Here is a 24,907-nt window from a genome sequence, read left to right as displayed (position 1 = left end):
CTCCACCGACAGAGCCATATGGCACAAGCAATTTCCCTGCTGCCAATCGGTGTTTGTCACCTTCACTCTGTGCTAGTTTGGAGAGGATTTCTCTTTTTTGGAGCCCTTTATGTCTGCTTGGCCATCGGTCACATTCTCACAGCGTTTTTCTTCGCTTCCTCGCGCCTTTTATACTGCGGTTAAGCCGCAGCCGCTGCAAAATAGCCACTGGGTGGTGTGGAACGCACCTTTAGCCGCCCGTTTTGCTTTGCCGGAGGTTGCGGATGAAACCTTGCGCTGCGCTTTTGCGGCTGAGCAAGTGCCGGATTGTTTCTCGCCGCTGGCAATGAAATACGCCGGGCACCAGTTTGGTGTCTATAACCCCGATTTGGGCGACGGTCGCGGCCTGCTGCTGGCCGAAATGCAGGACAAACAGGGCAACTGGTTTGACGTGCATCTCAAAGGGGCGGGGCAGACGCCGTACTCGCGCATGGGCGATGGCCGTGCTGTGCTGCGCTCAACCATTCGTGAATATCTGTGCAGTGAAGCCATGGCGGGGTTAGGCATTGCCACTACGCGCGCGCTGGGGATGTTGAGTAGCGATACCCCAGTTTATCGCGAGCAGACCGAGCGCGGCGCGCTGCTGATCCGTTTAGCCACCACTCACATCCGTTTTGGTCATTTTGAGCACTTTTTCTATACCAATCAGTTGGCTGAGCACAAACTGCTGGCTGACAAAGTCATCGAATGGTATCTGCCGCAATGCCAACAAGCGGCTAAGCCTTATTTGGCGATGTTTGAGCAGATTGTCGCGCGCACTGCACTGATGATTGCGCAGTGGCAAGCGGTCGGTTTTGCTCATGGGGTGATGAATACCGACAACATGTCGATTTTGGGCGAAACGTTTGATTACGGCCCGTTTGGGTTTCTTGATGACTACGAGCCGGGCTACATCTGTAACCACTCCGATTATCAAGGTCGCTATGCTTTTGATCAGCAGCCCAGAGTCGCCTTGTGGAATCTCTCTGCCCTGGCCCACGCGCTTTCGCCATTGATCGAACGTGCCGACTTGCAAGCCGCGTTGGCGCAGTTTGACGTTTTATTGGGTCAGCACTTTAGCCGCTTGATGCGCAGCAAATTGGGTTTGAACGCGCGACTTACCGGAGATAGTGAGTTGTTTGACCGACTATTCGCCCTGCTGACGGAAAACCGCACCGATTACACCCGTTTTATGCGCACGCTGTCGGAGTTGGATCGCCATGGCAAACAAGCGGTGATCGATCTCTTTATTGACCGAGAGTCGGTAACGCGCTGGTTGGATGATTATCTGGCGCGCTGCCAACAAGAAGTGCAAGCAGACGGTTCGCCGCTGTCAGAAAGTATGCGCTGCGCGGCCATGCGTCTGGTGAATCCTAAATACATTTTGCGTAATTATCTGGCCCAGCAAGCGATAGAAAAAGCGCAGCAAGGTGATTTTAGCCAAGTGCAACAACTGGCAGAGCTACTTCGCCGTCCTTACGATGACGCACCGCAATTTGAGCACTACGCGCGTCTTCCGCCTGAGTGGGGTAAGAAAATGGTCATCAGCTGCTCTTCCTAACTGTGATCCAAACGCGGATTTGCCTCAAATTTCACTAAACTATCTCTCATTATTGATTGGCGAAATCGATAGACTATGTAAATGAATTGTAATGATAGGTAGAGGCGAATGCAGGAAGTAAGCCGAATTTTGGTGGTTGACGACGACGAAGAGATCCGTGAGCTGTTGGATGAGTATCTGACGCGCAGCGGATATCAGGTAAGAACCGTCGCCGATGGTGTACAGCTCAAAGCACATCTTAGCCAAGAGGGCTTTCCGGATTTGATCCTGCTCGACATCATGCTGCCCGGCGAGGATGGTTTTAGCTTGTGCCAGTACATTCGCCGTGAATCGAGCGTGCCGATCATTATGCTTACTGCTGTCTCGGAAGAGACCGATCAGATCATTGGCTTAGAAATTGGCGCTGATGACTACATCGCGAAACCGTTTAATCCGCGCCACCTGATCGCCCGCATCAAAGCGGTGTTGCGCCGTGTGCAAGTTCGACAAGAAAAGGGCAGTGATACGCTGCCAAAGCAAATTCTGTTCGGTGATTGGAGCCTAGACACTCTGGCCCATCGCCTTACCCATCAGGAAACGCAAACGCAACACGAACTCTCTGGCAGTGATTTTGCTTTGCTGATGCTGTTTCTGACTCGGCCAAATGAGGTGCTGGATCGCGACACCATCTCCTATGCAACTCGAGGGCGAGAATCACTGCCATTCGAGCGCGGTATCGATGTGCAGTTGAGCCGTTTGCGCCAGCGTTTGGGCGACAGTGCGCGCTATCCGCACTACATCAAAACCATGCGCGGCAACGGTTACATTCTCTCTGTCCCTGTCAGTTATGAACATTAAGCGAGATGAGTGATGCTGAGATTTAGGCCCCATTCATTGGTTGCGCGAACCTTGATGTTGACGCTACTGGCGGTGGTGATTGCCCAAGGCATCGCCACCGCGATTTGGTATAGCCAGTCGAAACAGAAAGAACTTGAAGGGATTCGCTCGACGTCAGCCAGCATGGCGAGCATGTTTGCTTCGACTGTGACCTTTTTCCAATCTTTACCGGTCAACTACCGCCATATTGTTTTGGATCAGATCCGCAATATGGGCGGGACGCGCTTTTTCGTCTCCTTTAACCGAGAAAAATTACAGGTCGAGCCGATTGAAAATACCCGCTTAAAAGAGGCTTCGGTCAGCGCAATCAAAAGTGTGCTGAGGCAAAAGCTCACGCGGGTTGAATCGGTGTCGGTCGATTTTTCCAGCCCGGAAACACTACGGCTGCTCAAAAACGACATTTATCTGCACGACTTACCCAAATCGTGGGCGCACCACACCTTAACTTTGGCGCCGATTAATCCGCCTGTGCTGGTGGTGCAAATTGAGCTGAGTAGCCATGAATGGATCTACATCGCTGCGCTTTTGCCTGCCCCGTATCTGACCTTGGATGACGAGCTGCTGGGGCGAGAGCAGATGCTGTTTCTGTTTTTGTCCACCAGCTTATTGCTGCTGCTCACCTATGCGATGATCCGTCGGCAGGTGAAACCGCTTAAACGTCTGGCGCGCGCGGCCAATGAGATGAGCATGAATATTGAACAGCCGCCTCTGGTGGAGGAGGGGGCGAGTGAACTGGTCACCGCCACGCGCGCTTTTAATCGTATGCAGCAACGTATTCGTCGTTACGTGGTGGATCGTGAGCACCTGTTTTCGGCTATTTCCCATGATTTGAAAACGCCGATCACTCGCCTGCGTCTTAGGGCCGAGCTGTTGGACGATGAGCGTAAACGCAGCAAATTCAATCAAGATTTGGATGATCTGGAGATGATGGTCAAAGGCGCGCTGCAGTGCGTGCGTGACACGGATTTGCATGAAAATAACGACTATATCGATCTCAACGTTATGCTGGAGCAGATCATCGAAAGTTACAATCAGCATCAGGTTCGAGTCCACTTTACCCCGCATCCGATGGAGCCCTTGGTCGCGAAACCGTTGGCCATTAAGCGAGTACTGACCAACTTGCTGGACAATGCGCTCAAGTATGCAGGCAGCGCCGAAGTGCAGTTAGAGGAAAACGATAACTGGGTGAAAGTGACCATCACCGACTCAGGCCCGGGCATTCCCAACCATAAACTGGAAGCGGTGTTTGAGCCCTACTATCGCTTAGCGCGTGATACTGATGGCCACGGTTTGGGGCTGGGTATCTGCCGCAATATTTTGCACGGGCACGGCGGAGATCTCACTCTGAGCAATTTGCCAAAGGGCGGCTTGAAAGTGGAAGTGCTTATTCCATCAGGGCTTGAAGTGTAATGTAACTCAATTGTTACATTGTGGTTACTGTTTGTTGCAATCCATACGGTTTATTACGGATAGACTGCTCAATATCAGACCAAGCCTGGTTTGACTAAGCCGATACATGGAAGATAACAATGAAAATGACCAAAACCCTACTTACCCTCTCTCTTCTTTCTGCGACTTCATTGGTTCAGGCTGGTGAAGTGGAAGTACTTCACTGGTGGACTGCTGGAGGCGAAGCCAAATCTGCCGCTGTGCTGAAACAGATGCTGGAGCAGCAAGGCCACACTTGGAAAGATTTCGCCGTTGCTGGCGGCGGCGGCGAGTCTGCGATGACCGTCCTCAAAACCCGTGCCGTTTCTGGCAATCCGCCTTCTGCGGCGCAAATCAAAGGCCACGATATCCAAGAATGGGGTGGGCTCGGCTTTTTGACATCGCTAGACGCGACGGCGAAAAAAGAGAATTGGGATGGCATTCTTCCTGCCGTGGTCACCAAAGTGATGAAATTTGATGGTGAATATGTGGCAGTTCCTGTCAACGTGCACCGCGTCAACTGGCTGTGGGCCAACCCAGAAGTGCTGAAAAAGTCGGGCGTTGCGCTACCCACCACCTTAGATGAATTTTTTGCCGCTGCCGACAAAATCAAAGCTGCGGGCTTTATTCCACTGGCACATGGTGGTCAACCTTGGCAAGACGCAACGGTATTTGAAGCGGTAGCACTCGATGTCCTTGGCAGTGCCGACTACAACAAAGCGTTTGTCGATCTCGATATGAATGTGCTCTCGGGCGACAAAATGGTCGAAGTGTTTACTAAATTTAAGAAAATGCGCAGTTACATTGATGACAACGCGCCGGGACGTGACTGGAACGTGGCCACGTCGATGGTGATCAATGGCGAAGCAGCAATGCAGATCATGGGCGACTGGGCAAAAGGAGAGTTTTCTGCGGCGGGCAAAGTCGCGGGCAAAGATTACATCTGCGCGCCAGCGCCGGGCACAGCGGGGCAGTTTACCTTCAACATCGACAGTTTTGCTTTCTTTGAGCTGAGCAATAAAGCCAACCAAAAAGCGCAGCAAGACTTGGCAAAAACCATTTTGACCAAAGAATTCCAAGAAGTCTTTAACCTCAACAAAGGCTCCATTCCAGTGCGTCTGGACATGGATATGTCTAAGTTCGACCAGTGCGCGCTGGACTCTATGGCGACCTTCAAAGCCAGTGCTAAGTCGGGCGATCTTGTGCCGAGTATGGCGCACGGTCTTGCCACCACCAGCTACGCGCAAGGTGCCATCTATGACGTGGTGACCAACTTTTTCAACGACAGCAAGGCCGATCCGAAAGAAGCGGCGAAAAAGCTGGCGAAAGCGGTGAAAGCGGCCATCTAACTCTTGGGGCGGGCAGGCTTGTGGGGAGCCTGTCTGCCTATTTCCGCCACTCAATACTATGGACAACGGGCGACGTTGGCCACGACTGAGTGTTTGCTACAAGGAATCGTTATGGAGCATGTTTTGCACGGGTCATCTGCCAAAAACGCACCGAAACCGGGTTTTGCCGACCGCTTGCAACATTGGCTGCCAAAAATTGTTTTGGCACCAACGATGCTGGTCACTGTGGTGTGTATTTATGGATTTATTTTCTGGACAGCAGCGCTGTCTATGACCAACTCGCGCTTTTTGCCGAGTTTCAATTTTGCGGGTTTCGATCAGTACGCCAAACTGATGGACAACGACCGCTGGTTAACTTCGATCACCAATCTGGGGGTGTTTGGGCTGCTATTTATGCTGGTTGCCATCGTTTTGGGCGTTGGGCTGGCGATTCTTCTGGACCAAAATATTCGCCAAGAAGGGGCGATTCGCACCATCTATCTCTACCCGATGGCGCTGTCGTTTATCGTCACGGGCACGGCGTGGAAGTGGATTCTAAACCCCGGCCTCGGGATTGAAAAACTGATGCATGATTGGGGCTTTACTGGTTTTGAGTTTGACTGGTTGGTGGACTCCGATATGGCTGTCTATACCTTGGTGATTGCCGCGGTCTGGCAATCGTCTGGCTTTGTCATGGCGATGTTTTTAGCTGGACTGCGCGGGATTGATTCTTCGATTGTCAAAGCGGCGCAGATTGATGGCGCGAGTCTGCCGACCATCTATTGGAAGATCATTTTGCCTTGTTTACGTCCGGTGTTTTTCAGCGCGGTGATTATCACATCGCACATTGCGATTAAGAGTTTCGATTTGGTCACTGCCATGACCGCAGGTGGACCGGGTTATTCCTCTGATTTGCCTGCGCTGTTTATGTACGCGCACTCCTTTACCCGCGGGCAGATTGGCCTTGGCGCAGCCAGTGCCATGATGATGCTGGCTGGCATTCTTGCCATTTTGGTGCCGTATCTTTATTCCGAACTTAGGGAGAAGCGTTCATGAACAGTCAAATGAACTTGGCCCGCCTGACGATTTACGCTGCCTTGGTTTTCTTCTGCTTGGTGTATCTGATGCCGCTGTTTGTCATGGTGATCACCTCATTTAAAACCTTACCCGATATCAAAGCAGGCAACTTGATGTCTTTGCCGCAAGAGTGGGTGATGGATGCGTGGTACAAAGCGTGGAACAGCGCCTGTACCGGGGTGAAATGTGAAGGGGTGAAAGGCTATTTTTGGAACTCCTTTCAGATGGTCATTCCGGCGGTGGCGATATCCACTTTGCTTGGCGCGTTCAACGGCTATGTGGTAACCAAATGGCAATTTCGCGGCTCCAACCTGTTCTTCAGTTTGCTGCTGTTTGGCTGTTTTATTCCCTTTCAGGTGATTTTGTTACCGATGGCGGCTGTGCTGGGCAAACTGGGTTTAGCCAACACCACCACAGGCTTGGTGTTGGTTCACGTTATCTATGGTATGGCGTTTACTACGCTGTTTTTCCGCAATTTTTACATTGGTGTACCGGATGAGTTGATCAAAGCCGCTAAGCTCGATGGCGCTGGCTTTTTCACCATTTTCTTTAAGATTTTGCTGCCGATTTCTACCCCCATCATCATGGTGACGGTGATTTGGCAATTTACCGCCATCTGGAACGATTTCCTGTTTGGCGTGGTTTATTCCGGCTCAGAGACGCAGCCGATCACCGTGGCGCTGAACAACTTGGTTAACACCAGTACCGGGGTCAAAGAGTACAACGTTGATATGGCGGCGGCGATCATCGCGGCGCTGCCGACGCTGCTGGTGTATGTATTAGCAGGCAAATATTTTGTGCGTGGTTTAACGGCAGGATCAGTAAAAGGATAAGTAACATGGCAACTCTAGAACTCAAACAGATCCGCAAAACCTACACGAAAGCGGACATTGAAACCCTCAAGGGAATCGATATCAGTATCGACTCTGGCGAGTTTTTGATCCTCGTTGGTCCATCTGGCTGCGGAAAATCAACCTTGATGAACACCATTGCTGGGCTTGAGAACATCTCCTCAGGGCAAATTGTGATTGATGGGGTGAACGTGGCGGAGGTCGAACCGAAAGATCGCGACATCGCGATGGTGTTTCAATCCTATGCGCTCTATCCCAATATGACGGTGCGCGGCAATATCGAATTTGGCCTTAAGATCCGCAAGATGGCGAAAGCCGAGATCGATGCCGAGGTGCAGCGCGTGGCCGAGATGCTACAAATCGACCACTTGCTGGATCGCAAGCCGTCCCAGCTTTCTGGCGGTCAACGCCAGCGGGTGGCGATGGGGCGAGCACTGGCACGTCGGCCGAAACTCTACCTATTTGATGAGCCGCTATCGAACTTGGATGCCAAATTGCGCGTGGAAATGCGCCATCAAATTAAACGGCTGCATCAGCAGCTCAACACCACCATTGTCTATGTGACGCACGATCAGATAGAAGCGATGACGCTGGCAGACCGTATCGCGGTGATGAAAGACGGCATTTTACAACAGCTCGGTACACCACAGGAGATCTACAACAAACCGGCCAACATGTTTGTCGCCGGATTTATGGGCTCGCCTTCGATGAACTTTATTCACACTATGGTGGACTTGGATGAACAAGATCAGCCCGTGATTAAAGTGACGGGCGGCTGTGGGCAAGAGCATCACATTCGCTTGCCAGTGTCGATGCGTGAGCAAGATGGAAAGCAGGTGGTGATTGGCCTGCGACCTGAACATATCAGTGACAAACCGAGTGATGATCAATCGGCGTCGACTTGTCTTAATCTTAAACTAGAGGTTTTGGAACCGACGGGGCCAGACACCATCGCGATGATCAAAGTTAACGATCAAGAAGTGGCCTGCCGTTTATCGCCAGAACTGCAAGCAAAAGTGGGCGACGCCGCGCCGCTCTATTTCGACTTGTCTAAAGCGGTTTACTTCGACGCGCAAAGTCAGGCGCGCATCGAGTTCTAACCCGCTTGCGTCGTTTGTGCTTTCTCCGGGCAAACGACGCCTCTATTTGCGTGTCCTCTATCGCGTTCGCAGTTGGCACAGGCTGCGACCGGCACAATCGGGGGAGAGTGACCAGAGCGCTTGCTGTCTGGTGTGAGGACACGCCCTTCTTCTCCATTCCGTTCTCTTTTCACTTACTCGTTCTCTTCTCACTTACTCATGCTGTTCCTGATTTAAGCACCCAGTTTCAATGGGTCATTTTCCACCCTTTGGCGATTTTTAATGGGTCATTTTCCACCCATTTCTTGAATGAATGATCAGCGAAATATTATTCGCTATAAATGATCTTATCTTATCTTATTGATTTTTAATGGTTAAAAAATTGTTAGCAAATGTGGCCTAGTTGTTGCTCTTAGTGAAACATCAGTCCCCAAAGAAGGGGCTGCTTACTTCAACAAGGAGAACACAATGTTTAAACCTCTTACCCTACTTGCTGCTTCTGTTCTTGCCGTGACCAGCTTTACCGCCGCCGCGAACTGTGATCCGGGCGAAATCGTGATCAAGTTCAGCCACGTGACCAACACCGACAAACACCCGAAAGGGATCGCCGCTTCTCTGTTGGAAGAGCGCGTCAATAAGGAGATGAACGGTAAAGCGTGTATGCAGGTTTATCCAAACTCAACCCTTTACGATGACGATAAAGTGCTTGAGGCGATGCTCAACGGTGACGTGCAACTGGCTGCGCCGTCGCTTTCCAAATTCGAGAAGTTCACCAAGAAATACCGCATTTTTGACCTGCCTTTCCTCTTTGAAGATGTTGACGCCGTAGACCGTTTCCAAAACTCTGAAGCGGGCGAAAAGCTGAAAAACGCCATGAATCGTCGTGGTGTCCGTGGCCTCGAATTTTGGCACAACGGCATGAAACAGATTTCGGCCAGCAAGCCAATCATGGTGCCAGCCGATGCCAAAGGCTTGAAATTCCGCGTTCAGGCGTCGGATGTGTTAGTGGCTCAGTTTGAGCAGCTTGGCGCGAACCCACAGAAAATGTCTTTTGCCGAAGTGTACGGTGGTCTGCAAACCAAAGTTATCGATGGTCAAGAGAACACTTGGTCAAACATCTACGGTAAGAAGTTCTTCGAAGTTCAGGACGGCATTACCGAAACCAACCACGGCATTCTGGATTACTTGGTGGTGACATCAACCAAGTGGTGGGATGGCCTGCCAAGCGATGTGCGCAATCAGCTCGCCACCATCTTGAAAGAAGTAACTGAAATGCGTAACGCCGAATCGAACAAAGTGGAGCTGGCGAACAGACAGTATGTGATTGAAGCCGGTGGTGTGGTGCGCACCTTGACGCCAGAGCAGCGCCAAGAGTGGGTCACGGCGCTAACGCCAGTATGGAAAAAGTTTGAAAAAGATATCGGTTCTGATCTGATTGACGCAGCGCTGGCGTCAAACAAGAAATAACGAAAAACGGCAGGCCTCAGCCGTGAGGCCTGCCAAAAATAAAGAGCGAAAGCGATTATGGAACAATCAATGATGGCCAAAATCGGCCAGTTTACCGACCGAGTCGAAGAGGGGCTGATTGCCTTTTTCTTAGGGGCGATGACCTTGCTAACCTTCATCAACGTGGTGATGCGTTACCTGTTTAACGACAACATTTTATGGGCCTTGGAGCTGACGGTGTTTATGTTTGCCTGGATGGTGCTGGTCGGCGCGTCCTACGGCGTGAAGAAGCACTTCCATATCGGAGTCGATGTGGTCATCAATAAGGCACCACCACAAGTTCGCAAGGTGCTGGCGTTGTTGGCCGTGGCTTGTTGTCTGGCGTTTGCCATCCTGCTGCTGATTGGCTCGTGGAATTACTGGTATCCGTTTGCCACCGAACGTGCTTGGTATGAGACCGACGATATTCCGATGCCGGAGATGTTCCAATTTTTATCTGTGTGGTTTAACGAAGGGGAGTTGTATGAAAAGATCCCGCGTTTCCTTCCTTACATGGCATTGCCTATTGGTATGGGGCTGCTCACTTTCCGTTTTCTCCAAGTGGCTTGGCTTATTGTGACTAATCAACAAGATCGCATGATCGCGGGGCACGAAGCGGAAGAAGATTTAGAGAGCTTGAAAGCGGAGCTAAGCGGCGCAGAAGCCATCATGAGCAAATCGCAACAAACCGACAGCAAGGAGCGTTAATCCATGGCTATTCTGATTCTGTTTTTGATGGTGATCGCCTTCATGCTGATTGGCGTGCCGATCGCCGTCTCGCTGGGCTTATCCAGCATTCTGTTTTTGATGTGGCATTCAGACGCCTCCCTCGCATCGGTGGCGCAGACGTTGTTCAATGCCTTTGAAGGACACTACACGCTGCTGGCCATTCCTTTCTTCATTCTGGCATCGAGCTTTATGTCGACTGGCGGGGTGGCCAAGCGGATTATTCGTTTCGCCATTGCGATGGTGGGCTGGTTTCGTGGTGGTCTAGCGATGGCTTCTGTGGTGGCCTGTATGATGTTTGCCGCGCTGTCGGGGTCTTCACCGGCAACGGTGGTGGCGATCGGTAGCATTGTGATTGCCGGGATGATCAAAAATGGCTACTCGAAAGAGTTTGCCGCCGGGGTGATTTGTAACGCAGGTACGCTTGGCATCTTGATCCCACCTTCTATCGTGATGGTGGTCTATTCGGCGGCAACCGACGTGTCGGTCGGGCGCATGTTCCTTGGCGGCGTGATTCCCGGTCTGCTGGCGGGATTGATGTTGATGGTGGCGATTTACATCGCCGCAAGAGTGAAAAACCTGCCCAAGCAACCTTTTGTTGGCTGGAAAGAAGCAGTGGCCGCCGCCAAAGACGCCAGTTGGGGCTTGCTGTTGGTGGTGATTATTTTAGGCGGTATCTACGGCGGGGTCTTCACCCCAACCGAAGCGGCTGCGGTGGCTGCTGTTTACTCATTCTTTATCGCCAATTTCGTCTACAAAGACATGGGCCCGTTTGCCGACAAAGAGAACACTCGTCCGGCACTGGTGAAAATGGTCGAAACCTTTGTGCACAAAGATACGCAAAAAACGCTGTTTGAAGCGGGTAAGCTGACCATCATGTTGCTGTTTATCATTGCCAACGCGCTGATTCTCAAACACGTACTGACCGAAGAACGCATCCCGCAGATGATCACAGAATCCATGCTGTCGGCAGGTCTTGGCCCAATTGCTTTCCTTATCGTGGTCAACGTGCTGCTGCTGATTGGTGGTCAGTTTATGGAGCCGTCGGGCTTGCTGATTATCGTCGCGCCACTGGTTTTCCCGATTGCGATTCAGCTTGGCATTGACCCGATCCACCTTGGCATCATCATGGTGGTCAACATGGAGATTGGCATGATCACGCCACCAGTTGGCCTCAACCTGTTTGTGACCGCAGGGGTGGCACGAATGTCGATGATGGGCGTGGTGAAAGCGGCGCTCCCTTGGGTAGGCGTCATGTTCCTGTTCTTGATTATCGTGACCTATGTTCCATGGGTCTCGACGTGGTTGCCGACCACCTTAATGGGACCGGAGATTATTACCAAATAGTCGCTAATTAGGCCAAAAAGAGCCGCCTCGGCCTATTTGTCGAGGCGGCTTCGTTATGAGGTCGTAATCATGAGGCTTAATCGTTTTTATAGTGACTTTTATCTAAATCGTAACGCTGCATCTTGTCGTAAAGCGTTTTGCGCGCCACTTTGAGTTTTTCCATCGTCTCCTTGATGCTCCCCCCGCACTCGATCAGTGTTTGTTCGATGATGCTTTTCTCAAACTCCGCCACTTGTTCGACTAAGCTTTGTGCATTGTTACTGACGCTGGGGAGATCGCCCAATTGTGCCAGTTTACCCAGTAGTGTGTAGCGCTCAGCGGCGTTGCGCAGCTCTCTGACATTGCCCGGCCAGCTGTGGGCGAGCAATTGTTGTAAATCGCTGCTATTGAGAGCAGGAACGGTTTTGCCGTAGCGGGAAGCCGCGACTAAGAGAAAGTGATGAAAGAGGGCAGGGATGTCCTCTTTACGCTCGCGCAGAGGCGGCAGATCCAGCGTGACGACATTGAGGCGGTAGTACAAATCTTGACGAAATTCGCCTTGCGCAGCCGCTTGTTTGAGATCGACTTTGGTGGCCGCTATCACACGAATATCGAGTGGTAACAATTGGTTTGAGCCGACGCGCTCAATCACTCGCTCCTGCAGTACACGCAACAGGCGAACTTGCGCTTGCATCGGCATCGATTCAATTTCGTCCAAAAACAGCGTACCGCCTTGGGCGAATTCGAATTTGCCGATGCGCTGGCTGTCTGCGCCTGTGAACGCGCCTTTCTCATGGCCATACAGTTCGCTTTCAATCAAATTTTCCGGCACCGCCCCGCAGTTAACGGCGACAAAATTTTGCTCGCGGCGACTGCTTTGTTCATGAATCGATCGAGCAATCAGCTCCTTCCCGGTTCCCGTCTCACCAAACAGTAAAATATCCGCGTTGGTATCCGCGATATGGCTGATGGTGTCGCGCAGCTCTTGAATGCACGGCGTTTCTCCGATGATGCGCGGACCGAGTGCCTTGCTTGCTTTGAGCGACTGGCGCAGCGCTTGGTTTTCGTTGGTCAATTGACGTTTTTCAATCGCCCGCTTGACCGTTTCGACCAAGTGCTCCGGCGAGAAAGGCTTCTCAATAAAATCGTATGCGCCTTGACGCAGCGCTTTCACCGCCATGGAAATGTCACCGTGACCAGTAATCATGATCACGGGCAGATCTTTATCACGATGGCTGAGAGTGCTCAGCAGATCCATCCCTGAGATCCCCGGTAAACAGATATCGGTCACCACCACACCGGGTTTGTCGTTCCCTTTCATCGCCAACAGGGCGCTCTCGGCATCAGCAAAAAAACAGGCTTCGATATCGGCCAGTTCAAAGCTTTGTTCGATGGCCAGCCGCAGATCCGACTCATCGTCAATAAAATACACTAGACACATCATGACACCTCTGTGTTAATCACCGGCAGCACTACCGTGAAGCGAGCGCCGCATAACGCGCTTGTGCTCACACTCAGTTTTCCTTTCATGCCGGAAAGAATTTGTTGAGAAATTGATAGGCCAAGCCCGAGACCATTTTTTTTGGTGGTGTGGAAAGGCTCGCAAAGCGTAGAGAAAGCATTGAGTTCGATACCTGGCCCGTTGTCGTCAATGTGGATGGCGACCATCGCGTTTGCATTTAACTCGACCGTGATCACTAGGCGTTTGTTGTCACACTCGCTCATCGCTTCCATCGCGTTTGTCAGCAAGTTAATCAGCACCTGTTCCAGTTGAATGGTGTTGGCCAACAGCCAAATATCATCCTGAGGAAAATCGGTTTCCAGATGGACCCGTGCAGACTTAAGCGCGGGTTTCATCAACTCTTTGGTCGAGAGCAAAATCGGCAAAAGTTTGGTTTCAACCAACTTATCCCCTGTCGTCTTGCGTGCGAAGGAGCGTAACTGTTGACTGATCTTCGCCATACGATCCGTGAGGGCAGATATCCGGCTGAGGTTGTCATCGACCCGGTCATAGTGTTCTTTGTGCAAAAACAGCTTGCCATTTTCTGCAAAACTGCGAATCGCGGCCAGCGGGTTATTGAGCTCATGACTGATGCTGGCGGACATTTGCCCCAATACGGCCAGTTTGGCGGCTTGAATCAACTCATCTTGGGTGACGCGCAGCACTTGCTCGGTCTTGGCGCGTTGGGCAATTTCTGCCTGCAATTCGGCAGTGCGTTCCATCACCTGAAATTCGAGCTTTTGATTGGCCTCTTGCTGTAATTGTTCTATTTGACGGTGTTTTTGCTGACGATGGTAATAAAGCTGTCCCAGTAGAAATAAGATGGCAAAAACCAGTGTCAACACCAGCAGAGCGCCAAGGGTATTGAACACGATGGTGTGTTTGGACGAGAGAACGCGAATGGTCAGATCCAGCTCAGGCAGCGCATGGGAGGAGACAACCAAAGTGGCAGAGCGATAATGACTGCCTTGACGGATTTCACTGTGTTCGCTGGTGAGATCGCCGACAAAATTGAGTGATTCAATCTTTTGGTCGAGATATTGGCGTGATGCGCTGATCTGCGCCAAGGTCTCTTGGCTTAGAGTCGTTAGGCTTTTAAACAGCCAGTCGGGATTACTCGACATAAATACAATTTGGTTGCGGTCACTGGCAACAAAAATACTGCGCTTTTCACGCCAGTTTTCCTCTATCGAGGTAAGATCCATTTTGACCACGACAACGCCAATCGGTGCGCCAGCATACGTCATGGGGTAGGAGTAGTAGTAGCCGCGCTGGCCAGAGGTTGACCCAAGGGCAAAGTACTGGCTCTGTTCTCCCACAATCGCCTGCTTGAAATAAGGGCGAAAGGCGAAGTTGCGGCCAATAAAAGTGCGGTCGAGATTCCAGTTACTTGCGGCAATGGTGTTGCCAAATTGGTCAATCAAATAGGTATCGACCGCTTTAATCACGTGATTGACCTCTTGCAAATAGCGATTGGTGACATCGATTTGTGCGCTATTGTTCGGATGAAGCAAGGCTTGGAACAGTGGCTCATCTTTGGAGAGCAGCTGCGGGATATGGGCGTATTTATCCAATTTATTCTGAATATGGCTAGCAAAGCGTTCTAATTGAGATTGGTGCTGCTGCAGTAGAGAAGCGTAGGTGGTTTGCCAAACCCAATGCCCAGTGACCATTAGCGAAAAGAGGTAAAAGGCGATAAAAATCAAAATAATGCGTCTGCGTTGTGACATTCCTTGCCTCCAGCTACTGACACGGATAAAACATCAAAACGGGACCAGCGTAGCGCAAACGCTGGTCTGATAAATTTGTTATCGCGTTTATGTTATCGAGTTGTAGAGAATAGTCGCGGAAAAGATCTCAACTCTGTGGAGCAAAACAAGAGCAAGATCTCTTTTTGGGCTTTTGGATAAAAAAAGCTGTCGATTCTCTTGAAAAAGTCGCTATTGTCCCAATCTTAGCGATAAGGCAGCGCATATTGCGACGTAAATTCGAGTTTTTAGGACAGACATTGCTCACATAGTGGCGATTGGCTCGACAGGGTAGGATCAGATCGTTAGAATGTCGCGTCTGAAATTTCGTCCTGAGACTAATGGGAGATACCTTTGGCTAACCGAAGATATCGCTGATTAGTCAGGTGTGAACTTTCGCACCGTACTCGATTTTTAAAATAGGTGCTCAGCAGAGCACAGACAAGGATGCAGCTGGTCAGGCCGCTCTAGCGACCGTCTGGCTCATACGCTCAGAGTAATCTGAGCCATTTTTGAGGTTTATATACAATGCAAGTTACTGTTGAAACGCTAGAAGGCCTACAGCGCCGTCTGAATATTACTGTTCCTGCTGCTAACATCGAAGATGCAGTGACAGCTGAACTACGCAACATCGCGAAAAACCGTCGTTTCGATGGTTTCCGTAAAGGCAAAGTGCCAATGAAGATGGTTGCGAAAATGTACGGTCGCGCAGTACGTCAAGACATCCTAGGTGAAGTGATGCAACGCCACTTCATCGAAGCGATCATCAAAGAGAAAATCAATCCAGCTGGCGCTCCAACTTTCGCTCCTGTTGAGAACAAAGAAGGTGCAGACCTAGTATTCAACGCAACTTTCGAAGTTTACCCAGAAGTAGAACTGAAGGGTCTTGAAAACATCACTGTTGAGAAACCAGCGGTTGAAGTGAAAGACGCAGACGTTGAAGAGATGATCGAAACACTGCGTAAGCAACAAGCAACTTGGAAAGAGATCGAAGGTGCGGCCGAAGTTGGTACTCGTGCAACCATCGACTTCGTTGGTTCTATCGACGGTGAAGAGTTTGAAGGCGGCAAAGCAGAAAACTTCCCACTAGAAATGGGCGCTGGTCGTATGATCCCAGGCTTTGAAGATGGCATCGTTGGCAAGTCTAAAGGCATGGAATTCGAAATCGATGTGACTTTCCCAGAAGATTACCACGCAGAAAACCTGAAAGGTAAAGCGGCGAAGTTCGCAATCAAAGTCAACAAAGTAGAAGCCCGTGAACTGCCAGAACTGAACGACGAATTCGTTGCTAAGTTTGGTGTGGCTGAAGGCGGCGTTGACGCTCTGAAAGCTGAAGTGCGTAAAAACATGGAACGTGAACTTAAGCAAGCGGTTAAAAATCGCATCAAAGAACAAGCGATTGACGGCCTTGTAAAAGAGAACGAAATCGACGTACCAGCAGCGCTTATCGACCAAGAGATCAACGTTCTGCGTCAGCAAGCGGCTCAGCGCTTTGGTGGCAATGTTGAAGCAGCAATGCAGCTTCCACGTGAACTGTTCGAAGAGCAAGCAAAACGCCGCGTGGTGGTTGGCCTGCTGCTAGGTGAAGTGATCAAAGCCGACCAGCTGAAAGTGGATGAAGAGAAAGTGAAAGCACTGATCTCTGAAATGGCGACAGCGTATGAAGATCCAGCAGAAGTGGTTGCTTACTACGAGCAAAACGAACAGCTAATGAACAACATGCGTAACGTTGCTCTAGAAGAGCAAGCTATCGACGCAATCATTGCTAAAGCGCAGGTTTCTGATAAAGAAGTTAGCTTCAACGAGCTAATGAACCAACCAGCTTAATCAGCAATATCGAGCGTAGAAGGTTGACTAAACGTTAACTATTCTGCTAACAATGGTCCGTGTGATAAGCATCATCCGGGCCATTTATTTTAGGGACATAAGAATATGAGCTACCAAGAAAAAAATGCAATGTCGCCAATTCTTGACGCACTAGTACCCATGGTGGTTGAACAGACTTCCCGTGGTGAGCGTTCTTACGACATCTACTCTCGTTTGCTCAAAGAGCGAGTGATTTTCCTTACGGGACAAGTTGAAGACCACATGGCAAACCTTGTTGTGGCTCAGCTACTGTTCTTAGAATCTGAAAACCCAGACAAAGATATTTTCCTGTACATCAACTCTCCTGGTGGCAGTGTGACCGCAGGCATGTCAATCTACGACACCATGCAGTTCATCAAACCGAACGTGAGCACTGTATGTATGGGTCAAGCGTGTTCAATGGGCGCTTTCTTACTTGCGGGTGGTGCTCCAGGTAAACGTTATGTTCTGCCAAATTCACGTGTGATGATTCACCAGCCTCTGGGCGGTTTCCAAGGCCAAGCATCGGATATTCAGATCCACGCTCAGGAAATTCTGACGATTAAGAACAAACTCAACCGACTGTTGGCAGAGCATACAGGCCAGCCGCTGGAAGTGATTGAGCGTGACACCGATCGTGATAACTTCATGGCGGCAGAACAAGCAGTAGAATATGGATTGGTGGATGCAGTTCTCACTCACCGTGGTGCATAATTGCCTACGCAAGTTGATACGAATTGTTATACACTCAAAGCATAATGAGTAAAGGCTAAGAGGTTAGCGAATGACAGATAAAGGCAAAGAGGGCAGTAGCAGTAAACTGTTATACTGCTCTTTCTGCGGTAAAAGCCAGCACGAAGTTCGCAAGTTAATCGCGGGTCCTTCCGTTTACATCTGTGATGAATGTGTCGACCTTTGTAACGACATCATCCGTGAAGAAATTAAAGATGTGCTTCCAAAGCGCGAATCCGAAGCGTTACCAACGCCGCGTAAAATTCGCGAACATCTTGATGATTATGTAATTGGTCAGGACCGAGCGAAGAAAGTGCTCGCGGTTGCAGTATATAACCACTACAAGCGTTTACGTAATGGTGATACGACTAACGATGGCGTAGAGCTAGGTAAGAGTAACATTTTGCTGATCGGCCCAACGGGTAGCGGTAAAACGTTGCTTGCTGAGACGCTAGCGCGTTTCCTTGATGTACCTTTCACCATGGCAGATGCGACCACATTAACAGAAGCGGGTTACGTGGGTGAAGATGTTGAAAACATCATCCAAAAGCTTTTGCAAAAATGTGACTACGACGTCGCGAAAGCCGAGCGTGGCATCGTTTATATCGATGAAATTGATAAGATTTCTCGCAAAGCGGAAAATCCATCCATTACGCGTGATGTGTCAGGTGAAGGTGTTCAACAAGCACTGCTAAAACTGGTTGAAGGCACCATCGCTTCAGTACCACCACAAGGTGGACGTAAGCATCCTCAGCAAGAGTTTCTCCAAGTCGATACATCGAAAATCCTCTTTATCTGTGGTGGTGCGTTTGCAGGCCTAGATAAAGTGATTGAGAAACGTGTTGCTACTGGTACAGGTATTGGTTTCGGGGCGGAAGTGCGCTCGAAAGATGAAACGAAAACCGTTGGTGAATTGTTCACTCAGGTTGAGCCTGAAGATTTGGTGAAATATGGTTTGATCCCTGAGTTTATCGGCCGTCTTCCAGTCACCGCTTCATTGACCGAACTGGATGAAGAAGCGTTGATTCAGATCCTTTGTGAGCCGAAGAATGCGCTAACCAAACAGTACGCGGCGTTGTTCGAACTTGAAGATGCCGAGCTTGAGTTTCGTGAAGATGCGCTGCGCGCGATTGCGAAAAAAGCGATGGAGCGTAAAACAGGTGCTCGTGGATTGCGCTCTATTCTTGAGAGCGTACTACTGGAAACCATGTACGAATTGCCATCCATGGATAACGTAAGCAAAGTGGTTATCGACGAATCGGTGATTAACGGTGAATCAGAACCGCTGCTAATCTACAGCAACGCTGATAGTCAAGCCGCTGGCGCTGAGTAAGTTCCCAAAACGAAAAAAGGAGGTAATTACTTACCTCCTTTTTTAATTTCTATTATTGAATCCAAATAATTAGCCCCCATATACTGCTCATATCAGTAAGTGGAAGAGAGAATTATATGAACTTGGAACGTTCCGAGCTTATCGAGATCCCCGTACTACCTCTGCGTGACGTGGTGGTTTATCCACACATGGTGATTCCTTTGTTTGTTGGCCGAGAAAAATCCATCAGTTGCCTTGAGTCTGCGATGGAAACCAACAAGCAAGTTCTGCTGGTGGCACAAAAGCAGGCAGATACAGACGAACCTAAGATTGATGACCTCTTTAACGTTGGTACGGTCGCGACCATTTTACAGCTACTGAAATTACCAGATGGCACCGTTAAAGTATTGGTGGAAGGCCAGCAGCGCGCCAAGATCACCCATTTTAAAGAGAGCGAATTTTTCCTCGCAGAAGCGCAATATGTTCTGACGCCAGAGTTGGATGAGCGTGAGCAAGAGGTGGTCGTGCGCAGTGCGATCAATCAGTTTGAAGGTTTTATCAAGCTGAACAAAAAAATTCCGCCTGAAGTATTAACTTCATTAGGTGGCATTGATGACGCAGCGCGCCTTGCTGATACCATTGCTGCCCATATGCCCTTAAAACTTCTAGACAAACAGAAGGTGCTTGAAATTGTCGACGTCACCGAACGTTTAGAATTTCTTATGGGACAAATGGAATCTGAGATTGACCTACTGCAAGTTGAAAAACGCATTCGCAATCGAGTGAAGAAGCAGATGGAAAAATCTCAGCGCGAGTACTATCTGAATGAGCAGATGAAAGCGATCCAGAAAGAGCTGGGTGAGAGTGAAGACGGCGTTGATGAATTTGAAGTGCTGAAACAGAAGATCATCGATGCCAAAATGCCACAAGAAGCACGCGAGAAGACCGAACAAGAGCTGCAAAAGCTGAAAATGATGTCTCCCATGTCAGCAGAAGCAACGGTAGTTCGTAGTTACATTGATTGGATGGTGAACGTGCCTTGGAACAAACGTTCCAAAGTGAAGAAAGATCTGGCGAAAGCAGAAGAGATTCTTCATGAAGATCACTATGGCTTAGAGCGAGTAAAAGAGCGCATTCTAGAATACTTGGCGGTGCAAAATCGCATCAACAAGTTGAAAGGGCCTATCTTATGTTTGGTCGGTCCTCCAGGTGTAGGTAAAACGTCATTAGGCCGCTCAATTGCCGCGGCTACTGGTCGTAAGTATGTCCGTATGGCGCTAGGTGGGGTGCGCGATGAAGCCGAAATTCGCGGCCATCGTCGTACTTACATCGGTTCATTGCCGGGTAAGCTTATTCAGAAAATGGCAAAGGTTGGCGTGAAAAACCCGCTATTTTTGCTGGATGAAATCGACAAAATGTCATCGGATATGCGCGGTGACCCGGCGTCGGCGCTGCTTGAAGTACTTGATCCAGAACAGAACAACACCTTCAATGATCACTATTTGGAAGTGGACTACGATCTCTCTGACGTGATGTTTGTCGCGACATCAAACTCGATGAACATTCCAGGACCTCTACTGGATCGTATGGAAGTGATTCGTCTCTCTGGTTACACCGAAGATGAGAAGCTCAACATCGCTAAGCGCCATTTGGTTGCGAAACAGGTTGAACGAAATGGTTTGAAAGCGCACGAAATCACCATTGAAGACTCGGCGATAGTTGGTATTATCCGCTACTACACGCGTGAAGCGGGTGTGCGTGGCCTTGAGCGTGAAGTGTCGAAAATCTGTCGTAAAGCGGTGAAGAACATTCTGCTGAAACCTGAGTTGAAGTCGGTGACGGTCACCATGGAAAACTTGAAAGAGTATCTTGGTGTGCAGCGTTTCGATTACGGAAAAGCGGATGAAAGCAACCGCATTGGCCAAGTGACTGGTCTGGCTTGGACAGAGGTGGGCGGCGACCTGCTGACCATTGAAACGCAGGCGATGCCAGGCAAAGGTAAGTTGACGCAAACGGGCTCACTGGGTGACGTGATGCAGGAGTCGATTCAGGCCGCAATGACTGTGGTGCGTTCTCGTACAGAAAAGTTGGGTATTAACAGCGATTTCTACGAGAAAAAAGACATTCACGTGCATGTACCGGAAGGCGCGACACCCAAAGATGGACCGAGTGCTGGTATCGCGATGTGCACCGCGTTGGTATCCAGCTTGACGGGCAATCCGGTCAAAGCGGAAGTTGCCATGACAGGTGAAATTACGCTGCGTGGTGAGGTGCTACCTATTGGTGGTTTGAAAGAGAAGCTACTCGCAGCTCACCGTGGTGGTATCAAAACGGTGTTGATTCCTAAGGATAACGAGCGCGATCTCGAAGACATTCCAGACAATGTGATTGCTGATCTGCAAGTCATTCCGGTGCAGTGGATTGATGAAGTTTTAAAAGTCGCGCTAGAAAAAGACCCAACTGGGGTCGAATTTGACGCGAAAAAATAGTGATGTGCTGCAAAAATAAGTAAAACTTTGCGCTGACAAGTCCGAAAAGGCTTGTCAGCCTTTTTTTTGAGAGCTAACTTAGACCTCGATAGCGGCCAGCCCTTTTGTAATAAGGCTTGGCGCTGATTTTTTGTTTTAATGGAACGAAAGTCATCTAAAAAAATAATCACAGATGACACAAAGGGGAATAACAGTGAACAAAACTCAACTAGTAGAATCCATCGCTGCAAATGCAGATATTTCTAAAGCGTCAGCAGGTCGTGCCCTGGATGCATTCATTGAAGCCGTAAGCACCACCCTTGAGTCTGGCGAGCAGGTCGCTCTAGTTGGCTTCGGTACGTTCAGCGTCCGTACTCGTGCAGCACGCACTGGTCGTAACCCAAAAACGGGTGAAGAAATCCAAATCGCAGAAGCAAAAGTACCTTCATTCAAAGCGGGTAAAGCTCTGAAAGACGCTTGTAACTGATTTTAGTTGAACATTTTTTGTTCTAACAAATCAGTTTGAAGCAAATTTTGCGTTGTAACAGCCGAACTTTTCTAAATTATGCGCATCCTACTGATGCGCATTTCTTTTTCTGGTATTATCGCGCGATTAGTTTCTTAAGAAGCAGATGGCTTCGTGAGCGGAGAGTAGTTTAGTTATGATGGATCGATTACGCGAAGGCGTTAATAGCATCGCGGTAAAAATTATCCTAGGATTGATCATCCTTTCTTTCATCTTTGCGGGTGTTGGTAGTTACCTGGTCAGCGGTAGCAATAATGCAGCGGCAAAAGTGGGCAACAGAGAAATCGGTCGTGGTGAGTTTGAAATGGCTTACCAGAATGCGCGTAACCGTATGCAAGCGCAGATGGGTGATTACTTTTCCCAGTTGCTCGCCGATCCAGGTTATGTTGAATCGTTCCGTAAATCGGTACTTGACGACATGATCAACGATGTGTTGCTCGACCAGCATGCAGAGTCTCTAGGGCTACGTATTAGTGACGCGCAGATCCGTACCATTATTCTGAATATGCCAGAGTTCCAAGTGGAAGGTAAATTCAATCAGGATATCTATCAATCAATGCTGCGCCGGTCCGGTCATTCACCCGATTCCTTTGCAGAGTACATGCGCCGCCAGATGGTGCGTAGCCAGTTGATGGAAGCGCTGCAAGCCAGTGAGTTTACTTTACCTGGCGAAGTGGATTCTGAAGGTAAGCTGTTTACTCAAACTCGTGACATCCGCTCGATTGTTTTAAGTCTGGATGACTTCGCGAGCAAAGTCACGCTCAGCGATGACGAGATTCAGCAGTACTACAATGACAACAAAACCAATTTCACTCGCCCTGCGCAAGTAAAAGTGGCTTACATTGAGTTGAATGCACAAGATCTGAAAAAGCAGATTTCAGTATCAGATGAACAAGCAAAGCAGTATTACCAACAACACTTGGATAAATACTCTTCAGAAGAGCAGCGCCGTGTTGCGCACATTCTGGTAGAAGGTGATGACGAAGCGAAAGCACAAGCCATTTTGGATGAGCTTAATGCGGGTGCTGATTTTGCCGCGCTTGCGAAATCGAAATCCGATGACTTTGCTAGCGCAGAAACCGGTGGCGATCTTGGCTGGATTGAGCGTGACGTGATGGATGCCGCATTTGAAGACGCCGCATTTGCCCTGCAAAAACCGGGAGAGACAACTGGTCTAGTTAAGTCTGACTTTGGCTACCACATCATCAAGCTTGAAGAGCTGCGTGAACCTGAAAGTAAACCGTATGAGCAAGTGGCTGAGCAGATCAAACAAGAGCTGAGCGATCAGCAAGCGATTGATCACTTCTACGATCTGCAAAGTGAGCTAGAAAAAGTGGCGTTTGAATACCCAGACTCACTCGATCAAGCCTCCAAAGCGGTTGACATAGCAGTTCAGCGTACGGATTTCATCTCTGATGCGGATGCGCCTGCTGTGCTGCGTACCCCAGCGGTCATGCAAGCGCTCCAAACCGTTGAAGTGAAGGAAGACGGTCTCAACTCACAAGCGATTGAAATCGCGCCAGAGCACATTGTCGTGGTTCGCGTCGAAGACGCTCGTGCAGAGACGGTGTTACCACTGGATGAAGTGAAATCAAAAGTGGTTGAGGAGCTATCGAAAGTCAGAGGCGAACAACAAGCGATTGAACTTGCGAGCGACTTGGTCGTCGCGCTGAAAGCGGGAAATACTGAGCTTGTGGCTGAAAAAGGCCTAGCGTTTGGCGATGTCGAGCAGATCGATCGTCGTTCACCATTGGCGCAAACCGTGTTTGCGATGGTTAAACCTGAAGAAGGTAAAGCCGTGTATGCTCAAACCAGAGACTATACGGGCAACGTGGTGGTGGTTGCGCTAGAAAAAGTACAAGAAAGTCTAGATCCTGCTTTGGCGCCACAACTTGCTACGCAACTTCAGCGTGTCTCTGCGCAGCGTGACTTGACGTCTATCTTGTCTGTTTTGCGTGCCAACACCGATATCGAGTATTACGTCGTGAGCAACTAACCAGTTGCCGTGTAATTGATATGTTACTTAAAACGGGTTGCGAAAGTGACCCGTTTTATTTTTTATCAGACCGTGTTTCTTTCCTTTGTTGGCGTTTGTATAAACAGCAATACACAATCAAAGGAGAAGTTTATGAAACGGATACTGGTATCTATCGCACTTGTTTTGAGTTGCTTGTTTTCCTTTACGGCAAACGCTAACGAGGCGCCTGCGAAAGTCGATAAGCATGAAGGGATTGAGATCACCGTCAACATCAATACCGCAAGCGCTGAAGAAATCGCTGCTTTGCTAAAAGGCATTGGGATTAAGAAAGCGCAGCAGATTGTTGCTGATCGCGAGGCTAATGGCCCCTTTTAATCGGCGGAAGATTTAGCGCGTGTTAAAGGAATTGGTCCATCAACGGTGGCGAAGAACCAAGAACGGATCAAGTTGGAGTAGTGTTGGCTCGCTACGTCTGGCAAGGCTGGTGTTATACCGGCCTTTTTTTATCGATACCAAAACATATGAGGGCGAAAACTAAGCCAGAAAGCATGCCAAATAGATGGGCTTCAATCGCCACTCGCGCGGCAATCAGCTCGCTGGTCGAAATTGACGCGCCAAAGCTGTGTTCCCACCACACTTTGCCGATCACCCCGGCAACCAATAGCCCACTGCTCTTTCGGCCATGCAGATACTCCGTCAAGGCATAGAACGCAAACAGTCCGTGTAATGTGCCGGAAAGACCGACATAGCTCGACATAGAGGTCGAGAGGTTTGACACACCGACCAGCAGACTTACCAAGCCTAGTAGCCAAGCGACGCTTGTCCAACGTGGCTTGAACAGATAACAGATGACCCACAACCCCGCGAGATTCATGGTCAAATGGGCAAAGTTGGTATGAGTGAAATTTCCTGTTAGGATTCGCCACCATTGCCCTTGCTCTATGGCCAATTTATTCCACTCAGCGAGTTCACTCAACGCGGGATATTGAAGCGCAAGACACACGGTACTGATAATTGAAAGAAAGATAAAAAGGTTCACTCT

The 24,907-nt window shown here is 49.5% G+C and carries 20 protein-coding genes and 2 pseudogenes; 18 read left to right on the top strand and 4 right to left on the bottom strand.

Annotation, left to right across the window (positions count from 1 at the left end; genetic code table 11):
- The first annotated feature begins 109 nt into the window (after window positions 1-109).
- The 7 genes from UF06_RS13855 (at window position 110) to ugpC (ending at window position 8,239) form a co-directional block, all read left to right on the top strand.
- A complete protein-coding gene (locus UF06_RS13855) occupies window positions 110-1,579 on the top strand; it encodes a protein adenylyltransferase SelO (protein ID WP_045570964.1) in 1,470 nt (489 codons plus the stop codon).
- Between the two features lie 108 nt (window positions 1,580-1,687).
- A complete protein-coding gene (locus tag UF06_RS13850; protein ID WP_045570963.1) occupies window positions 1,688-2,416 on the top strand; it encodes a response regulator in 729 nt (242 codons plus the stop codon).
- A gap of 12 nt (window positions 2,417-2,428) precedes the next feature.
- On the top strand, window positions 2,429-3,865 hold the full coding sequence (locus UF06_RS13845) for an ATP-binding protein (protein ID WP_045570962.1): 1,437 nt from the start codon (window positions 2,429-2,431) through the stop codon (window positions 3,863-3,865).
- Window positions 3,866-3,984: 119 nt separating this feature from the next.
- On the top strand, window positions 3,985-5,232 hold the full coding sequence (locus UF06_RS13840; protein WP_045570961.1) for an ABC transporter substrate-binding protein: 1,248 nt from the start codon (window positions 3,985-3,987) through the stop codon (window positions 5,230-5,232).
- A 111-nt stretch (window positions 5,233-5,343) separates the two neighbouring features.
- Window positions 5,344-6,267, top strand: coding sequence for a sugar ABC transporter permease (locus UF06_RS13835; RefSeq protein ID WP_045570960.1), 924 nt, complete (start codon window positions 5,344-5,346; stop codon window positions 6,265-6,267).
- Window positions 6,264-7,121, top strand: coding sequence for a carbohydrate ABC transporter permease (locus UF06_RS13830; protein WP_045570959.1), 858 nt, complete (start codon window positions 6,264-6,266; stop codon window positions 7,119-7,121). Before UF06_RS13835 ends, UF06_RS13830 begins: the two co-directional genes overlap by 4 nt.
- 5 nt (window positions 7,122-7,126) lie before the next feature.
- A complete protein-coding gene (gene ugpC, locus UF06_RS13825; protein WP_045570958.1) occupies window positions 7,127-8,239 on the top strand; it encodes a sn-glycerol-3-phosphate ABC transporter ATP-binding protein UgpC in 1,113 nt (370 codons plus the stop codon).
- On the opposite strand, the gene UF06_RS26880 is transcribed toward ugpC, so the two are convergent.
- Window positions 8,236-8,412, bottom strand: a complete 177-nt coding sequence (locus UF06_RS26880) for a hypothetical protein (protein ID WP_156478459.1) — start codon at window positions 8,410-8,412, stop codon at window positions 8,236-8,238. The genes ugpC and UF06_RS26880 overlap by 4 nt on opposite strands.
- Before the next feature lie 274 nt (window positions 8,413-8,686).
- Between UF06_RS26880 and UF06_RS13820 the strand changes: the two genes are divergently transcribed.
- Genes UF06_RS13820 through UF06_RS13810 form a run of 3 tightly spaced genes read left to right on the top strand, consistent with a single transcriptional unit; the run spans window position 8,687 to window position 11,776 of the window.
- Window positions 8,687-9,685: a TRAP transporter substrate-binding protein gene (locus tag UF06_RS13820; protein WP_045570957.1), complete on the top strand. Its 999-nt coding sequence runs from the start codon at window positions 8,687-8,689 to the stop codon at window positions 9,683-9,685.
- 57 nt (window positions 9,686-9,742) lie between these two features.
- On the top strand, window positions 9,743-10,411 hold the full coding sequence (locus tag UF06_RS13815; RefSeq protein ID WP_045570956.1) for a TRAP transporter small permease: 669 nt from the start codon (window positions 9,743-9,745) through the stop codon (window positions 10,409-10,411).
- 3 nt (window positions 10,412-10,414) lie between these two features.
- Window positions 10,415-11,776 carry a TRAP transporter large permease gene (locus UF06_RS13810; protein ID WP_045570955.1) on the top strand — a complete coding sequence of 454 codons (1,362 nt, stop codon included), beginning with the start codon at window positions 10,415-10,417 and terminating at the stop codon, window positions 11,774-11,776.
- Between the two features lie 76 nt (window positions 11,777-11,852).
- Here UF06_RS13810 and UF06_RS13805 read toward each other — a convergent pair whose 3' ends face one another.
- Together UF06_RS13805 and UF06_RS13800 are read right to left on the bottom strand one after the other, a co-directional pair.
- Window positions 11,853-13,196, bottom strand: a complete 1,344-nt coding sequence (locus UF06_RS13805; protein WP_045571053.1) for a sigma-54 dependent transcriptional regulator — start codon at window positions 13,194-13,196, stop codon at window positions 11,853-11,855.
- The gene (locus UF06_RS13800; RefSeq protein WP_045570954.1) at window positions 13,196-14,986 is read right to left on the bottom strand and encodes an ATP-binding protein; all 1,791 of its coding nucleotides are present in this window, start codon (window positions 14,984-14,986) and stop codon (window positions 13,196-13,198) included. Before UF06_RS13800 ends, UF06_RS13805 begins: the two co-directional genes overlap by 1 nt.
- Window positions 14,987-15,075: 89 nt before the next feature.
- Here UF06_RS13800 and UF06_RS28385 point away from each other — a divergent pair.
- The 8 genes and pseudogenes from UF06_RS28385 to UF06_RS13765 all read left to right on the top strand — a co-directional run.
- Window positions 15,076-15,276 (top strand): annotated as a pseudogene (locus UF06_RS28385) (hypothetical protein).
- Window positions 15,277-15,532: 256 nt separating this feature from the next.
- A complete protein-coding gene (tig, locus tag UF06_RS13795) occupies window positions 15,533-16,831 on the top strand; it encodes a trigger factor (protein ID WP_045570953.1) in 1,299 nt (432 codons plus the stop codon).
- Window positions 16,832-16,936: 105 nt separating this feature from the next.
- Window positions 16,937-17,563: an ATP-dependent Clp endopeptidase proteolytic subunit ClpP gene (gene clpP, locus UF06_RS13790; RefSeq protein ID WP_039433834.1), complete on the top strand. Its 627-nt coding sequence runs from the start codon at window positions 16,937-16,939 to the stop codon at window positions 17,561-17,563.
- A gap of 70 nt (window positions 17,564-17,633) precedes the next feature.
- Window positions 17,634-18,914 carry an ATP-dependent protease ATP-binding subunit ClpX gene (gene clpX, locus UF06_RS13785; RefSeq protein WP_045570952.1) on the top strand — a complete coding sequence of 427 codons (1,281 nt, stop codon included), beginning with the start codon at window positions 17,634-17,636 and terminating at the stop codon, window positions 18,912-18,914.
- A gap of 116 nt (window positions 18,915-19,030) precedes the next feature.
- A complete protein-coding gene (gene lon / locus UF06_RS13780) occupies window positions 19,031-21,382 on the top strand; it encodes an endopeptidase La (RefSeq protein WP_045570951.1) in 2,352 nt (783 codons plus the stop codon).
- Between the two features lie 193 nt (window positions 21,383-21,575).
- Window positions 21,576-21,848, top strand: a complete 273-nt coding sequence (locus UF06_RS13775; RefSeq protein ID WP_045570950.1) for an HU family DNA-binding protein — start codon at window positions 21,576-21,578, stop codon at window positions 21,846-21,848.
- A 175-nt stretch (window positions 21,849-22,023) separates the two neighbouring features.
- A complete protein-coding gene (gene ppiD, locus UF06_RS13770) occupies window positions 22,024-23,883 on the top strand; it encodes a peptidylprolyl isomerase (protein ID WP_045570949.1) in 1,860 nt (619 codons plus the stop codon).
- Between the two features lie 132 nt (window positions 23,884-24,015).
- Window positions 24,016-24,237, top strand: a pseudogene (locus tag UF06_RS13765) (helix-hairpin-helix domain-containing protein); the annotation flags it as partial.
- Window positions 24,238-24,352: 115 nt separating this feature from the next.
- Here the strand turns inward: UF06_RS13765 and rrtA are convergent.
- Window positions 24,353-24,904 carry a rhombosortase gene (gene rrtA / locus UF06_RS13760; protein ID WP_045570948.1) on the bottom strand — a complete coding sequence of 184 codons (552 nt, stop codon included), beginning with the start codon at window positions 24,902-24,904 and terminating at the stop codon, window positions 24,353-24,355.
- Window positions 24,905-24,907: the final 3 nt, after the last annotated feature.

The sequence above is a fragment of the Vibrio sp. S234-5 genome (assembly GCF_000960595.1).
Classification (GTDB): domain Bacteria; phylum Pseudomonadota; class Gammaproteobacteria; order Enterobacterales; family Vibrionaceae; genus Vibrio.
This window is presented reverse-complemented; position numbering and strand designations above follow the sequence as displayed.